The organism is Mesorhizobium sp. WSM2240 (assembly GCF_040438645.1).
In the GTDB taxonomy this organism is placed as follows: domain Bacteria; phylum Pseudomonadota; class Alphaproteobacteria; order Rhizobiales; family Rhizobiaceae; genus Allomesorhizobium.
This window is the reverse complement of record NZ_CP159256.1, coordinates 150,681-166,971: the sequence shown is the minus strand read 5'-3', so window position 1 is coordinate 166,971 and position 16,291 is coordinate 150,681. Positions and strand designations below refer to the sequence as shown.

Below are 16,291 nucleotides of genomic sequence, written 5' to 3'. Positions count from 1 at the left end.
TCGATACCGCCTCGACGCCCCCGCAAACGGCGAAGTAGGCCGTCTCGCTCACATGGTCGCCACAAGGTGCCGCCTGGACGTGGGGCTGCCCAGGCGGCGGCCGCTACCGGGGCTTCGGGGCTGCGCGCGGCTAACGGCAACCTAAAATAGCACAGGGCTATCAGCGACAAAACGACTGCGCTGCGCTGACGACGAATATGTATCCCAGGATAAGTTGCTGGACGCAAAGCTAACGACAATTTAGGCTGGGAAGTAGATTCCCCGAAGTTCATTTAGGCCCGACCGACAACGCCTAGTTCGGCCGGTCTCTTTTTAGGAATCTCTGTCCGCAATGGGTAGTTTTTGTCGCGCAGGATCGCTCATGACACACCCACGATCGTGAGCATTCGCGACGAAAGCAGCGAATTCCCACCATTTTCCAGCTATGCGCGGTTGTAGTCCGGCCCGAAGGTCCGCGAGAGCAGTCCAGCGGCGATATTCCTTCGCCGGATTTCCTTGATGTCCTGTGAGTAGTCGCCGGTGTAGAGCTTCATGATCATCTGGTCGCGTGCTGCGCCCGTCAAATTGTAGCGTAGATGCGCATATTTGAATGGGCCGGGATCCCTGCGCAGCCCGCGGGTACGCCTGGTGACCGCCTTGAGTTCCGATTCGAACGGCTCGACGCCTTGCAGCTTGACCTCGACGCTCCCATTCTCGACGGTGGCGTCAATCGGAATTTCGATCACGGCCCGGCTCAGCGCGAGGCTCACGGCCCTTCCGCCGATGCCGTCGAGCCGCGCAGGCTCGTTCGCATGAAAGCTCTCAGAGGCCGGGTTCGTCTTCTCGAAGCAGATCAATGCAGCGATAATCAGAACCATAAGGTTCACCATCGCCCAATAGACGGCGATACCTGAAAATTCCCCTTGCGGGATCCGCGCCCACTCCGGAATGATGTTGATCACGAGGCCGAGCGCGGTCGCCGCGATCAGCGTTGCCAGGCATGCGAAGGTGTAGCCGTCGAACCTGTTGTCGACATTCCCGCTGCCCTTGGGCGTCACCAGGAACGGCCTGCCGAATGGCCGGATCAGGCTCGAAATCACTGTCGGCAGCATCCGGAAGGTGGAGAACGCACCGACAGCGCTCGAGACGACCGGCAGATAACGTGTCGGAGTGATCCACTTCATCAGGAGGAAATATGCTGCAAGCACCGGCAGCTGATGGCTGATAAGATCGGCTGCCTCGGTGAAATAGAGCGGCGGATAGCCCGTCCAGAAATACACCGCCGGCACGATGAGGATCGCCAGGCGCACGAAATACTGCACGAGCCAGCTCACCGGCAGGAACATGATGCGCTGGAACAGGCTGAGACCTGGACCGCGCACGGGCCCGTTGTGCACGAAGAGCGTCTGGATGCCGCCCTGGCACCAGCGCTGCCGCTGCACGAAATAGCCTTTCAGGTTTTCCGCGGCGAGCCCGATCGAGAGCCGCTCGTTGAGGTAGCGCGTCTTGTAGCCCTTGTTTAGCATGGTGAGCGTCGTCAGCAGGTCTTCAGTTATCGACTCCGTTGGGAAGCCGCCGATCGCCTCGAGCGCGGCACGGCGGGTGATGGAACAGGAGCCGCAGCAGAAGCTGACGTCCCAAGCGTCCCGGCTTGCGGCCATCTCGTCGAAGAAGAGGCGCTGTTCGTCGGGCCATGACCGCTCCAGACCGAGATTGACCTGGACGGGGTCCCTGTTGAAGAAGTGCTGCGGCGTCTGGACGATGCCGATGCCTGGGTCGGTGAAGAAAGGCAGCGTGCGCTGCAGGAAATTGGTGTGCGGCACGAAATCCGCGTCGAACACCGCGATGAAATCGCCTTCGCTTACCGTCAGCCCATGGTTCATGTTGCCGGCCTTGGCATGGGCGTTGTCGGGTCGGGTGACGTGGATCGCGCCCTTCTCCTCGCAGAACCGCCGCAGCCAGTCTCGACGCTGGTCATCGAGGACGTAAACCTTGAGTTTGTCGCGGGGGTAGTCGAGACCAAGTGCGCCTACAATGGTGCGTTCGAGCACATCCAACGGCTCGTTGTAAGTCGGGATGAAGACATCGACTGTCGGAAGCTCCGCTTGCGGCTGGCGAAAGAAATCCCTTGCCAGCGCGTCCGCCTGGGAGCTGCGATCGACATAGCGGCTCATCACAGCGAGAAACAGCGCTATGTCGAAGAAGGCGAGCAGTTCGATTCCGTATAGGAACCACACCCAGTAGAAATCGAGGCCGCCTTCGTTGGGATAGGGCAGGACAGTGTCCGTGAGGCGCCACAAAAGATAGCGCGCGGCTACAGCAAAGACGAAAGCACAGGTGACTGCCCGCGCCCAGGTCCGGTGCCGCGACCACCCTTGGACGAAGATGAGGAAGAAGGCCGCGACCAGGAAAGCCGGCGCGAGCGCTACGAGATGCTGAACCATAGCCTCTCCAGCCAGTTGCCGATCCTGAAGCTGCGCATGCGGAAGCGGACCTGGACCGAGCGCCCGACATGGCAGAAGTTGGCGTAGTCCGCGTTGACATTGGACTTCGCGAGCGCCACCCTGATCCGCGCGTTGCGACCCGTGCCGCTCGGCGGGGTCGCGGCAAGGGTCGGCTCCTCGACGTTCGCGGAGTTGCCCCGCACTGAAAGGACTTGGCCGCTGATGACGCGATCGGTTCCGAAGATGCGGACTTCGGCCACGCGTCGCGGGTAGATCTGGTCGAAATCGACCTCAGGCACCAGGATGTCGACGAAGAGGTCGCGGCAATCCAGCACCCGGACCAACTCGTTCCCGGCGACAACATTGGCTCCCGCAACGACGTTGTTGCGCCAGATCACGCCGTCGAAGGGCATGTTCATCACGGCCCGTTCCAGGCTGTGGTTTCGTCGCACCTCCTCCGCCAGCTGATTTGCAATCTGCTCCTGACGCGTGCGGTTTTCCTTGGCGGCCGCGTCGAGAGCGGCAATCTGCATCGTCAACTCATCCAGTCGCTGGTGCGAATACGGGACATCGTTCTGCCCTTCGCCGAGAAAGACGCCGTCCCTCATGGCCCCGAGCTGCCTCTCCAGGCGTTTTAGGGTCAGCTTCTCGACTACGACCTCCGCCGCGGCCGCTATCTCGGTGGCCTGCGCCTCCTCGACATTACTCTGCGACATGACGCCCCTTGCAACCAAGGTGGAGTAGCGGCGGAGCTCAGCGGCCGTCGCCTCTCTCCGGGCCTCCAGCATGGCGATGCGTTCGCGCGAGACCGCGATCTGCTGGTCGATGCTGTCGATCATCGCCTCGCTGTAGGCATTGAAGCGCTGTCGGAGACTGTCGCGCAACTGTTCCAGTTCCCTGCGCTGGGCTTCAAGGGCGCGCACCCGATCGCGGGTAGTCTCCAGATCCGCGAGCAGGGATGTCTCGACGGCTCGGTTTACACGCTCATTGCGGATTGTCAGCAGCGCAGCACTGGCGGGCAGGTTCATTCCGGTCTTCGGCGGCGTCTGCAGCACCGTCCCCTCGATCGGCGCCGCAATGACGGCGAACCGCGCGTTAATTGTTCCGTCGAGGCTTGAATGGCCCGTAATGCGCGGTAGCAGAGCAAGAACCCCCGCGATCAAAAGCAGGATTCCGACCGCAATTCGAATGAAACGTCTATTCCAGAACATCGGGCCCGGTCCAGGTTTGCGCCAGCCCCACTGCCCGATCAGCACCCTAGGCAACGATCGTTAACCACCCAATAACGGCTCAACGCCGAGGAGCGACTAACGACGAATCGGCCCAAGATTTACCGCAGTATCAGGCCCAAAAGTATACATCATCAGACTCGGTCTGACCGAGGACGAGTCATCGAGGCTGAACACTCTCTAGCCGGAGCGTCCAGCGACGGCAGATTGGCGGGGCGCTGAGTCTGCTAGTTCTACGCGATTCCGTCCGGCCATCTTGGCGGAATAAAGCGCTTTATCGGCCCGCGCGTAGAGGTTGGCGGCGATATCAGCTGGCCCACCGGCAGCAATCCCGGCCGAAAAAGTGTAGCTGAAATCGGGCCGGTCTGGGAGCGGTTTCGAGCTACGGATGACTGCCAGCATCCTCTCCAAGATCAAAGCGGCCTCCTCGATGGAGGTGTCGGGCAGAACCAGCACGAACTCTTCGCCACCCACACGGCCAAAACAGTCCGATCGTCGTACCAAATCGAGTATCCGTCGGGCGAAGTCGCGCAGGACCAAATCTCCCGTTTGATGCCCGTACCGGTCGTTGATGCTCTTGAAGCGGTCGATGTCGAGTACGCCAAGACAACCAAGTTCGCCCTCCTTGGCCGGTCGCTGCAGCATATCGTCGATCCGCGCCATTACGAACCGGCGATTGGCCACGTTCGTCAACTCATCAGTGTGAGAAGCTTTGATCGCGAAGTCCCTATCTTGCCGCACCGTGCGTTCGTCAGTCCGCAATTCGGTGATGTCGCTGGCAATACAGAGCATCCAACCATCGCTCTGAACGGTTTCCGTCATCCAGAGCCAACGGCCATCAACGAGATCCGTTTCGAAGGCCCGAAATGCTGTCTTCCCGCGGCGCGACTGTGTGGAAATCAACCATGTTTCGAAATCTGCGGTCCGTATGACAGTGCCCCTGCGGGCGTGGAAATTCCGGCGCATCAGGTCTGACCAAAACGGCGTCTCTTGCGGTCCAAGGAAATAGGCTGAACGAAAAGCTTGATTTGCGTAACGGAGACGATCGAAGCCATCGTAAGCGGCGACCAAGACCGGTGTTCTCTCGTACATCTCGAAAAGTGTCCTAAGAACCTCGTCCATGGCCCCACATCATAACGATCGTCGGCTACAAGATAATTAATGATGGTCGCGCGATGTGATTAGTCTTGCTGCAGGCTGACGGAACTGACGCCTGCAAGCGGCCCAGAGCGCGCCGCCATAGTGATGGCCTGCCAGTTAATGCGCATCACGAAATTCTCAAGGCGGCGTTCAAGGTCAGCAGGAGCAGCTCTCGGACGCGGCCCGGACGACACGCTGCCCGCGGCAGGCGGTCAGGGACAGTTTGCGCGACGGCCGTCGGCGCTCGAATAAGCGGATCGTCTGTGTTTGAGCCGCCAAAAAGGAAATATCATCAAATAGCTAATCCAAGAGCCTAGTCTTCTGTGTAATAGTCGCTATAGGCACCTCTTTGCGAGAACGCATCCTTTCCCCTCTTGTTAAGAACGCAAACAACGTCGAGGGTACCGGTTCGAGCCGCCGCGATGGCGTCGAGCGCGCTATTCACATCTCTCTGGGATGTCTTTGCCCACTGGACCGAAAACACGAGGGCGTCTGCATGTTGCACGATGTACAGGCCGTCGACCACCGGCCCGATCGGCGGCGTGTCGAGAACAATGATGTCGTAATTTTTCGATGCCGTACTCAAAAGCCCCTGGAAGTTGTCACCGGCCAGCAGAGTGCCCAAGGGACGCTCCTCTCCTCGGCGGCCGACGATAAGATGCAGCGGCGACAGGGTATCCTCAACGATGATGCCACCGAGCTGATCCAGCATCGACGGCGAGCAAGAAAGATAGTCCTGAAGTCCGACCTTGACGTCCACCCCAAGCTGTTTGTCGACATTCGGTTTCCGGAGATCACAATCAACCAAGAGCGTTCGCCTGTTTTCCATGGCAAAGGCTCTTGCCAGCGAACTCGCGAGCGTTGTCTTTCCTTCGCCCGAAACCGCCGACGAAACCATAACCACGAACGCCGGCCCGCGATCCCCTACGCCATTCCGCTCCTTGCGCTTGCCCCGCATCTGCTCGACCGCCACCCAAACACGGCGAATGGCTTCCGAGTAGGCGGATAGCGGAAACTTCACGATCGAATCTGCCAAACCAAATTCGGGTCCGGCCCCTGTCTTCGACGATCCTTGCAGGGGGATCGGAAAGACCCGCGGAATGCGTAGAACCGCTGCGGTCTGCTCTTCGGTCAAAAAACCGCCGATGTAGTTGTCGTAGGCAAACGCGAGTGCAATCCCGAGAGTCCCAGCACCGAGCGATGCAAGAATCATGATGAGGCCGGTCTTTGGGAAGGACGCCTTAGCGGGCGGCAGCGCAGCGGAAACGAGCCTGCTGTCGGCGATTTGCAGGTCGGCCTGGGCTTCCGTATCCTTCAGCCGGGAAAGCAGCGTCTGGTACTGATTGCGCGCCACTTCCGAGTCCTGCTGAAGCTGATAGAGGCGCGTCAGCAAATCCGTGGGTAAATTGCCCTGCAAAACGGTTCTGCGCAGCTCCTGCTGAATCCGGTCGACGTCAGTATCCAACGACTCAACTCTCCTTCTGAGCGAGGATTTGCCCAAAGACGCTTGCTCCTGGATCTCGGACTCAATTCGAGCTAGTTCGTTGCGCAGGTTGACAGGAACGGTCGCTTGGGGCCCCGAGGCGTCGATGGTGCCTTTGATGCGCTGCCGCTGCCCGGCAAGCTGCCGGATGGCCTCGGATTGCAATGCCGTGGCTACAGACACCCAATCGTCTCGTCGGACACTTTCGTCGATCGCCTCAAATGCACGGAGCGTCTGTTCGCGTCCCTGCCGCGCCGACTGGAGCTTCCGGCGCAAATCGCTCAACGCGGTCGATCCACCTTCCTGGGATATTCGTTCCAAGTTTTCGTTGATGAAGCGTTCGAATGCCGATTCCGCCTGTTCAATGGCATCGCTCCCTGAGGCGATGCGTTTGTCCAGGATGTCGCGCGCCATAAGGGTCCGGCCTACCTTCGCCTCGACCTGCGCGGCGATGTACGTGTTTGCGATAGAGTTGGCCAGGTTGGCCGCCTTCTCGGCGCTGGCGGACTGAACCTCGACGGCAATAAGGTAGGTTGATCCAAGCCGCCTTATGGAGATGCGTTCTGAAAGCCGTTCGATCGTGAGCTGTCTCTTGTCCTCATCGCTGAGTTTGTGCGGAGAGGTCAACCGCAGCATGGAGAGAATACGGGCATGCCAACCAGTTCGGGCTCCGAACTCCTCGTCCGTAACCAGTTCATTGCGCTCTACGACTTCCGCGAGAATTGCGGGAGACTGCAAAATTTCGACTTCGCTTTCCACCTTGGTATTGTCCGTGACCGACGCCGCGGTTGCTCCGCCGGGATCCAGCAAATTCTTGCTGGATGTATCGACCACAACAAGCGCCGAAGCCGTGTATTTCGGCGTGAGGGCGAACATGACGATTGCCGTAAATATAACAACAATCGCGATGGTCGATAGAACCAGGCCCAGGTGACGGCGAATGGGGCCGATCAACTGCCTTATGTCGACCAAGCGATTTTCTCCCACCGGATCCATTCCGGTGCGAAGTCGCGAAATGTTTTCATCCCTCAGAATGTTCATCGAGAGTCTCGCTGCAAACGGTTAAGAGACAAGTCGCTTTGCATGATCCGGTTCTGTGCACCGAACCATCCAGGTATTTCCGCGCGGTGATCGTGCCTAGGCGGTACATGACAGTACTTTCACGGCTTCATCCGACCGAACGCGAACCGCCGAAAGCACACCAGTCCGGTAGGCTTCCGTGTCCACGCAAATGCGGTGGGGTGTGATGAGCGCAGTGGAGACCGGCGTATGGCCGTGAATGAGAACACGGTTGGCCCGATGACCGGGAGTTGCGTCACCGCCCGCCCTGAGCCACATAAGGTCGTGATCGAGCTGATCGGCAATCGGCACGCCTTGCCGCAATCCACCATGGACCATCACATAATCCGGCGAGCAGACCATCACCGGCAATTGTCGCAGAAATTCGACGTGATCCCCTGGAATATGGCTCTCCAATATCTGAGCCAGTTTTTTCGGCCTCGTCCGATTGGCGACAATTTCGCTGGTGTCGATCCCATATGACCGCAGCGTTTCGAAGCCTCCATAGTCAAGCCACCCGCCGTTCGTGGTCGGATCCTCCAGGAACGAAAGCATCGTCTCCTCGTGATTGCCGGCGAGGCAGATTCTCCTGAAGTTCGCCGGCGGCCGCGTGTTCAAATAGTCCAGGACCTGCGCAGAAGCCGGTCCCCTATCGACATAGTCGCCGAGCATCACCACGATCTTCTCGCGATCCTGATCATCGGACGCGATCAGAAGGTCGATTTTCTTGAGCAGCGACAGGCAGCCGTGAACATCTCCGACCGCGTAAAAGACCGCTGAAGCATCCTTCACGAAAATTCGTTTTCTGCGGCCAACGCTCCTGTTATGTGAGCGCTTCAGCAACGGCTCCAGGATGACTTTTGCAAAGCCCAATCGCATCTGTTCAATCACCCATTGTCGTCGTTACAATATCGACTGCGCACTTAACGTGGACACGGTCACGGGGAGTTTCCTTTTCCTTCCTGATGCGGGACGGTGTGATTGCCAGTCCGATCAACAACAGGAGCAGAAGCGTATTCGCCTGGATTTCGAGACTGAAATCCACAATCGAGTGCACCGCCGCCACGATCAGCACACCGGTCGCGACAGTCGGTTCAAGCCAGTTATCTTTGCTGCTTACCGCCCGCGCGAAACTGTAAGCTGCGATTGCGGCGAACGCGACCAACGGCAATGAACCGGCTACTATCCCATACTCCGCCCAGAGGGACAGGTAGGTGGAATGCGCCTTGTCCCAAACCATGTCTGTCGGGACCGGAAGTTCGTGAAACAATGGATAAGCGAGCTCGAATGACCCTCCTCCGAAGCCAGTCCATGGCCGGGCGGAGATCATTGTAAATATCTGCGAATACAGCGCTCCTCTGCCCGCAGCCGATTCGCCGGCAATTCCAATTCGTGAGAACAGCCCGGCTCCATATGCAAACAGCACGGCGATTCCCACGACCGAGAAGACCAGCGACAGCCCCATGAACGAGCCGCCGGCGGCCCGCAGCTTCCGCACGCCCAGAGCGCCAGCAAACGAGACACCGCATGTGGCGGAAAAGACGCCCATGCGAGACTGCGTCGCCAGCAATGCCGCAGCGATCAGGCAGAATACCGCCAGGACCAGAAGCGACCCGGCGTCAAATGACGGCCTATATGCCGCGCTTCTTGTCCCAGCCTCGGAAATGCCCGACAGCAACAGTCCGATCCCGAGGACCAGTCCCATGGCCAGAAAGGTGGCGAAGGAATTCCGATTGAGAAAAGTGCCGGTTGCGGAGCCTTCGTAGCTCCATTTTTCCAAGAAGAGGATCGTGTCGCCAAACTGCGTGAGAGCGAGAAGCCCGTACAGAGCGTGCAATCCGATGATGAAGAAGATGGCGCGAAGAATCCGCCTGCGTCGATGGCCGTTGCGGGAAACCTGAACAACCAGGAACAGAAACAGGCCGTAACTCACGGCTCGCATGAGGGCCAAGAGCGTCGCGCTCGGCGTGAGGCTCGGATATGAACTGTGGAACGTGTGGCGCGCCGCCGATTGAAATTCAACGGGACCAACGAGAGGGCCGACTGGCACGAGCTGCAGTGCAATGGCGATGCAGAACAAGACCCAGAACACTCCTGGACCTCGGATTCCCGGTGGAACTTGCAGGCTGCCGGCACGATGGATGAGCAAATATATGGCCGCCCAAGCGCCGATAATGCAGGCCCACAAGGCCCAAAAGAACGGCCGATTGCTCGCGAACGGTATCGTCGCGATCGTAACGATACCGACCAAAACCATGCCGGTCCAATCATTCAGGCTCAATTGAGCAGTCGGTCGATGCGTGTTCACGGGGAAACCGTCCTCCCGCGCCCGGTGCCAGCGGCTTGCTGCATTTTTTCCGCCAGCCGCCATTTGACGTTTTCGGGGAGTTTTTCCGCGATGTCGATGACGTGGTTCTTCAGTACGGGGTTTCGAAACATCTCGGAGGCGATCTTCTCGCTCCCGCGGTCGGTCATAAGATGAACCACGATGTCGCTTGCGTAATTGGCGCGAGATCGATCGTCCAACGAAGAGTAGAACCGCGCTGCGGTTTGGACACGCAGTTGACCGAGCCAGAGCTCGAACGGACTGGACAGGTACGACATTTTCATCGCCTGATTGAATACTTGGAAGTCGCCAAGTTCAGCGGCGGCAAACGCTCTGAGAAACCATGCAAAGGCGTGAGAAGGCGTTTCAGCGATGATTTCGCTCGCTGTTTCGGAGCACGCCGCCAACAACAATTCTCGCTTCCGTTGCGGCTGCACGCGTCCATAGACCGACGATATGGTCGAGAGGCAGTCATTTATCAGCAAGTTGCGCGAATAGTTCGAGAAGCCTACCTTCACCGGGCCGCGGCTGAGATCGGCGAAATTGAAACTTGGCTCCTCGGCGTGACGAATGACGGAAATCGCCTCTCGCCACGCAACGAAAGCCGAAAAGAGCGCAAAGCCGGCTACCAGGCCTGCCATTGGTATCGTTCGAAGCAGCCGTCTCGACCGCGTCTGGTTCCGAGGTGACACGAGAATGTCTCGATCGGTGAGGAGGTTTGATGAGGTTTTGTAAGTATCCATGATCAGGCGCCCAGCGTGCGCTCATAAGCCTTGAGGGTTTGCCTGCTTACCTCGTCCCAGTCGTACTTATCGCTTACAAATCGCGCATTTCCACTCGACAGCCCGTTGTTCGACTTGAACTCGGCGATCGCTCGCTCCAATCCTTCGGTCAGGCTGCATTCGTCGTCGGCTGTTGTCACCACGGCACGATATTGGCCGGCATCCTCCACAACTTCGAGATTTTCAGGAATATCGCTGACGACCACCGGCAGGTCGTAGGCCAGTGCTTCGATGAGAGCCAACGGGAGTCCTTCGAGGACGGAGGGCAAGACAAAAAGGGATGCGTTGGAAAAGATGGCGGCAAGTTCCGCCCCGTGTAGGGCGCCCGTAAAGACTATCTGGTTGGAATCGCCGGCGACTGCCTTGAGCCGCGATACGATTTCGGTGGGACCATCGCCGACGATCACCAGCTTTAGATCGGTGTGGACGCGTCTGAACGCCGAAATCAGGTGGTCTACCCTTTTGCATTCGACCAAACGACCGACAAAGACGACATAGTTGCGCGGCAAGATATCATAGCGCTGGGAATACTCCCCGAGTTCCACGCGCGCTTGTTCCCGCGATCCGTTTGGAATGTAGGTTGCCCGTTTGCCGTGGACGCGCTGAAAATGATCCTTCAATGATTTGGAGACGGTGATCACTTCGCGGGCGAAACGAGCGCTCACATATTCGCCAAGTTGCAAATAGAGCCGGGCCAGCAAACCCCATTTTTCGCGCTTGTAGTCCAAGCCGTGGCAGGTCACCACAACCGGCCGCCGCGTCAGCCAGCACAGGAGCGCCATAGTGGAGGGACCAAGTGCCTGAAGATGTATTACGTCGTATCCCTGTCTTATCGCGTGCAATGTGGAAAGGGCTGAGTAGACGATCATCTGCAGGTTCTTGGATTTAATTGTCGGTATTTCTATGCGGTTCATTCCGCGATAGATGCCGCCATACGGCCCGCCGGCACCTGCCATGCAGTACACCGAGACTTGATGGCCCTGCCCCACCAACCTCGAGCCGATCTCTTCAACAGCCGTCTCGACCCCGCTGTATTTGGCCGGAACTCCACGCAGTCCGATCATCGCAATTCGCATCTCTCCCTCCCACCTCAAACAACAATCTCAATCATGACGGGCCCCGTGCAAACATTCGGCGCACCCGATCCACAGAGCGGGTGGGCGAGCAAGAAGCCGCCAATGCCAAGCGCGCATAGCCTCGCACCGGTCGTCCGGCCGAGATCGAAGTCAGCGCGATGCGGTACTGGGCAAGCGCATAGAGGTCCGCGAGCGTTCGCAGCCGACGCGCGAGCGCTTGTTTTCGCTGCGTTGCTACAAACTCGTCAAAGCTCTGCTCGGCTTGGCCGGCAGTCCGTCTCGTCGCACAATCGCAAGCAAAGTCGATCCCTCGCTGCTGCTCCATGATATGACTTAGCCGGGCGTTCTCGTTGTGGAGCCGCCACCGGTAAAGGTCGTCAGGCAAATTCGCGAGCCTGGTTGTTTCACTAGCTCGCAGAAACATGTCCCAATCCTCGCCCATACCGCGGACGCGATAACCCCCCGCGCGCCTTAGGACTTCGGTTCGCCCCATGAGGCTGCCGTGGACGAGCGTCAGAGCTCGTTTGTGAAGCCCCGCGACGATGGCATCATGGCCAAGTGGGACCCGTGGAGAAAGCGCCGCCCTGGCCCCCCCCGCGCCGAAGTAGTGAAACTGGGTGCCGACAAGACCAATTTCGGGATGGTCGTGGAGAAACGCAATTTGCTTTGAAAACTTAGTGGGCTCGATGATGTCATCGGCATCCATCCGGACAAAGAATTCAGTCTTGCACAAATCCAAGCCGCGCGTCAGCGTGGCCCCCAATCCGATGTTCTTTTCAGATCGCGAGATCGTAATGCGAGGATCTGCGAGGGTGCGAAGATATTCGAAACTTCCATCGTTCGAACCGTCGTCCAGAACCAAAAGTTCAAAATCCGGCATGTCCTGCGACAACACGGAAGCAACCGCGTCTCTGAGATACAGTGCCGCATTGTGAGTCGGCATCAAAACTGTCAACGAAGGCATTGATATCGCCGCCCCATCGTGTGGTTGAATGTGACCTGGCTGGTCACAAACTCAGTTGAATCATATCTGGTTGCTGGCGCCTGCTGAGCGACCTTGCGGCGCGTTGAAGCGCAGAACATTACGAAAGCGATTACGAAGACGTTCACGTTCATCGCGAAGCCGGAATCCAGTGCGCAAAAAGCCAGGATCGGAAACAGTACTGCGATCGGTTCGATATCCGATGCCGCCGATAGACCCAGCCGACGGCTCGGAAAAGCCAGCCGGACCGCATCCCGCGTCAGAGAAAAAAGACACATCACCACCGCAAGAACGCCCGCTACTCCCAGATCGATTGAAGCCTGGAGGACAAGATTGTGAGCGTGCGAGACACCATGTCCCCACTGCTCGCCAATCAACGGCCTTCCGCGCAGCGATCGAAAACCCTCGCCCCACCACGCCTGCTCCAGGCGTTGAAGCGCGGCGCTATAGATTTCCGAGCGACCGGTCAGTGACGAAAAATCTTGGCTCGACTGGCCACGCATAAACACGTTGACCAGTCGCTCATCGAGCCCCGGGATAGACAAAACAAGAGCGGCAAGTAGGCAGATCGTGGCTAGGGTGCCGCTGATCTTATGACGGAGCACGGCAATGACCAGGAAGCCTGCCGCCATGCCGGCGATAGCTGTGCGGCTCAACGTCAAGACCACCGTCAAAGTAAGCCAGCCGACGATCAGGCGCTTGCCGCTCCAACGGGACCTCTGCGCGGCCAGCCCAACGGCCCCCATCGCTGCGACGATTGCGATCAGGCTAGGGTGACCGAATGCCGTACTGAAACGCCACAACTCGCCCCTCGAGCCCCCGTAGCGCACGTAGCTTTCTTCGGCTGTCGTGATCCAATCCAGGCCGAGACCGAACCCGGCCGTTCCCATTATCAACACGATCCAGTTTAGTGCCGCGTAAAGGCAAACGATATAGTAAATTTTGTCAACGTTTTTACCAATGGCGCACACGAGTAGTATTAATACTATCGATTGGATCGAGTAGTACAATGTGATCAAGGGAGAAAGAGAATAGAGAGAGGACGCGACTCCCAGGGCGGCGAACGCCAGCAGCCATGCCAGCGGGCCGCGCCTGACCAGCGAAAAATCGACTTTACCCAAAAGCAAAAGAAGGGCAGAAATTGATCCCAATATGGTCCACGAAATCGCCTGATACTGGACCTGAAAATCAATTCCGCCACTGCCCAACAAATCGTCGATACTTCGGGAGCGAAACGTCGCCATGGTCGTCATCACCCATAACGAAACGATCGTCAGCCAAAAAACGCCTGGCTTCTGCTCAAGCCTGGTGTGCAGGTTGCACGCATTCAAAGAAGTAGGCCGAGCGTGAGTCATACCGGCTGCTCATTGCGGACTGTCCGCTTGGTGTTCTGGTAGAAAAGAAAGAATCTCGCCATCGCCGAAAAGCTGTCGGCCAGGAGCACCGCGATTGCCGCGCCCTGCAGTCCGAAAGTTGGAAAAAGCTGCGGTAGGGCGAGGACCAGGAAAATCAGGCCCGCGACATTCACGGCGGCGTTTACGTGGGAGCGGCCAACAGCCCACAGGCCAATATACGCCGACATGGCGATTGCACGCACCATTGCGGCAACCGCCAGCACCGCAACGGTTGTTCCCTGCCCGTCAAACCCGTCGCCGAAGAGGCGTGAAAGGATAACGTCCCCAAACAACACCAGCGGAAGGCAAAGTATGGCCATCGCCACTCCCAGCAGCGCGGAATAACGCTCCACCAATGACCTGATTTGCGGCCCGTCACCATGGGTCCAAGCAACGACGCTGCGAGGCATGAGGCTATTGGCAATACCCTGTGTCAGTGGATTGGTGATCATCACGAGTGCATGACACGCGGCAAAAAGCCCGACAGCGGCGGCATCGGCTATGTGGACCAGCAGCCATGGCGCCAAATAGAGCTGGCCCAGAAAGGTTGCTAGCGCTGCGAGGTTGCCGACGCCGAGCCTGCAGTTCTTGACGAAGTCGTCTCGAACGGCGCGAGACACCACCTTCATCGGGAATTTCTTGGCCATGCGCCATGGGATGAGCGAAACCAGGTTGGCAAAACCGATGGCCAGTAGGGCCGACGAAACGGTGAGCCAGGCGCTTGCGGCCAAGACAAGGATGCATGCCAGCTGGAGGACTGCGGCGGCCAGATCGATCATCAGCGCGTCCTTAGGCGCAAACTCGGCCATCGAGTAGCGCCTTGCCAATTCGCGTGCGAGGATGGCTGGCAGGATCACGGCCAGGAGCAGTAAAGGATTTTGGAGTTCGCTCGCTTTCAACGAGCCGAAGATAGTGACGGCAACGATCAAGCCCGCCGACAGGACGATGGCCAAAAGGAGCTGGTGCGAGACAATGCTTCCAAGATAAGTGCGCTTGCTATCGGCGGACAAGTTCTTTGACAGCGCCATGTAGGGCGCGATTACCAGCGACTCGCACGCCGCGCTGCTAAGCACGATGATGGTAAAGCAAATTGCATAGATCCCTAGTTCCGCAGAACCGCAAACGCGGCCGATCACCAGCGTGGTGATAAAGTTCAACGCGCTAACCACGGCCTGATCGGCGAGCGTGATCGCTAGCCCAGACTTGATCATCAATGGCTTGGGCACACCTGTCAGGACGATGTAAAGCTGGCGGGCAAACTGCCTTCCGCTTTGAGCCAGTCCCGACAGGGAGCCTGCATGCCTTTTCATCAGACGTATGCTCCGCGCTGTGGGTCGGTCTGCTTTGGCGGCATGATGGGCGTCTCGCGATGCAAGCGTCGCAAAGTTGAGTTCCGGGCCTGAAAGTAGTTGACGGTGCGGCGCAGTCCCTCGACGATTGAAATCTTCGGGCTCCAACCCAGGTGCTTTACCGCCAGAGCTATATCTGGTTGGCGCTTGCGCGGATCGTCCGCCGGAAGCGGCAGCCTGATGATCGATGCGTTCGAACCCGTTATGTCGAGAATGCTCTCGGCCAGTTGAAGTACCGTTTGCTCCGCGGGGTTGCCTAGATTCACCGGCCCGACGAAACTGCTGTCGGATGACATTAGGCGGATCAGCCCACGCACAAGATCATCGACGTAGCAAAATGACCTCGTCTGCGAGCCGTCGCCATAGATGGTCAGGTCGCGCCCTTCGAGCGCCTGCACAATGAAATTTGAAACCACCCGGCCGTCGTTGGGGTGCATGCGAGGACCGTAGGTGTTGAATATGCGGGCAACCTTAATTCGCACGCCATGTTTTCTATGATAGTCGAACAGGAGACTTTCAGCGCAGCGCTTGCCCTCGTCATAGCAAGATCGAATGCCAATCGGATTGACGTTTCCCAGGTAAGTCTCCCGCTGCGGGTGCATATGCGGGTCTCCGTAGACCTCGGATGTGGAGGCCTGCAGGAGCGGCACGCCGAGCTTCCTTGCCAACTCAAGCAAGTTCAGCAGGCCGAGCACATTTGTCTTTGTGGTGTATACAGGGTCCGCTTGATAGTGAACTGGAGAAGCCGGACAGGCAAGGTTGTAAATTTCATCCACCTCGACATCCAGCGGGGAGATCACGTCATGCCGGATGAACGCGAAACCGGAAATCCTGAGAAGATCTTCTATATTCTCATGGAAGCCGGAAAACAGATTGTCAGCACAAAGAACTGCATTCCCTCGCTGCAGGAGTGCTCTACACAGATGCGAGCCAATGAAGCCTGCCCCACCCGTCACCAATATGCGCTTGACCATTGCTAGCCCTCTACCGAAGTTCGAAAAGCGGCGCCGCGCGCACCAGGAGCGATTGGAGTGCACCACGCGCACGC

At 58.3% G+C, this 16,291-nt stretch carries 12 protein-coding genes; all 12 read right to left on the bottom strand.

Annotation, left to right across the window (positions count from 1 at the left end; all coding sequences use genetic code 11):
• Positions 1 to 422: 422 nt before the first annotated feature.
• Positions 423 to 2,423: a glycosyltransferase gene (locus ABVK50_RS30435; RefSeq protein ID WP_353646662.1), complete on the bottom strand. Its 2,001-nt coding sequence runs from the start codon at positions 2,421 to 2,423 to the stop codon at positions 423 to 425.
• Positions 2,405 to 3,634 (bottom strand): HlyD family efflux transporter periplasmic adaptor subunit, encoded by a 1,230-nt coding sequence (locus tag ABVK50_RS30430; RefSeq protein WP_353646661.1) that lies wholly within the window; start codon positions 3,632 to 3,634, stop codon positions 2,405 to 2,407. The genes ABVK50_RS30435 and ABVK50_RS30430 overlap by 19 nt, the downstream gene beginning before the upstream one ends.
• Before the next feature lie 198 nt (positions 3,635 to 3,832).
• Positions 3,833 to 4,774 carry a GGDEF domain-containing protein gene (locus ABVK50_RS30425; protein WP_353646660.1) on the bottom strand — a complete coding sequence of 314 codons (942 nt, stop codon included), beginning with the start codon at positions 4,772 to 4,774 and terminating at the stop codon, positions 3,833 to 3,835.
• A gap of 331 nt (positions 4,775 to 5,105) precedes the next feature.
• Positions 5,106 to 7,316 (bottom strand): polysaccharide biosynthesis tyrosine autokinase, encoded by a 2,211-nt coding sequence (locus tag ABVK50_RS30420; protein ID WP_353646659.1) that lies wholly within the window; start codon positions 7,314 to 7,316, stop codon positions 5,106 to 5,108.
• Between the two features lie 96 nt (positions 7,317 to 7,412).
• The gene (locus ABVK50_RS30415) at positions 7,413 to 8,126 is read right to left on the bottom strand and encodes a metallophosphoesterase (protein WP_353646658.1); all 714 of its coding nucleotides are present in this window, start codon (positions 8,124 to 8,126) and stop codon (positions 7,413 to 7,415) included.
• A gap of 91 nt (positions 8,127 to 8,217) precedes the next feature.
• Entirely contained in the window at positions 8,218 to 9,642 is a 1,425-nt protein-coding gene (locus ABVK50_RS30410) for an O-antigen ligase family protein (protein WP_353646657.1), read from the bottom strand.
• A complete protein-coding gene (locus ABVK50_RS30405) occupies positions 9,639 to 10,178 on the bottom strand; it encodes a hypothetical protein (protein ID WP_353646656.1) in 540 nt (179 codons plus the stop codon). Before ABVK50_RS30405 ends, ABVK50_RS30410 begins: the two co-directional genes overlap by 4 nt.
• Positions 10,179 to 10,405: 227 nt before the next feature.
• Positions 10,406 to 11,518 (bottom strand): glycosyltransferase family 4 protein, encoded by a 1,113-nt coding sequence (locus ABVK50_RS30400; RefSeq protein WP_353646655.1) that lies wholly within the window; start codon positions 11,516 to 11,518, stop codon positions 10,406 to 10,408.
• Positions 11,519 to 11,549: 31 nt separating this feature from the next.
• Entirely contained in the window at positions 11,550 to 12,482 is a 933-nt protein-coding gene (locus ABVK50_RS30395; protein WP_353646654.1) for a glycosyltransferase, read from the bottom strand.
• On the bottom strand, positions 12,470 to 13,744 hold the full coding sequence (locus ABVK50_RS30390) for an O-antigen ligase family protein (RefSeq protein ID WP_353646653.1): 1,275 nt from the start codon (positions 13,742 to 13,744) through the stop codon (positions 12,470 to 12,472). Before ABVK50_RS30390 ends, ABVK50_RS30395 begins: the two co-directional genes overlap by 13 nt.
• Positions 13,745 to 13,851: 107 nt before the next feature.
• Complete coding sequence (locus ABVK50_RS30385) at positions 13,852 to 15,204, bottom strand: hypothetical protein (protein ID WP_353646652.1); 1,353 nt, start codon at positions 15,202 to 15,204, stop codon at positions 13,852 to 13,854.
• Positions 15,204 to 16,217 (bottom strand): UDP-glucuronic acid decarboxylase family protein, encoded by a 1,014-nt coding sequence (locus ABVK50_RS30380; RefSeq protein WP_353646651.1) that lies wholly within the window; start codon positions 16,215 to 16,217, stop codon positions 15,204 to 15,206. The genes ABVK50_RS30385 and ABVK50_RS30380 overlap by 1 nt, the downstream gene beginning before the upstream one ends.
• Positions 16,218 to 16,291: the final 74 nt, after the last annotated feature.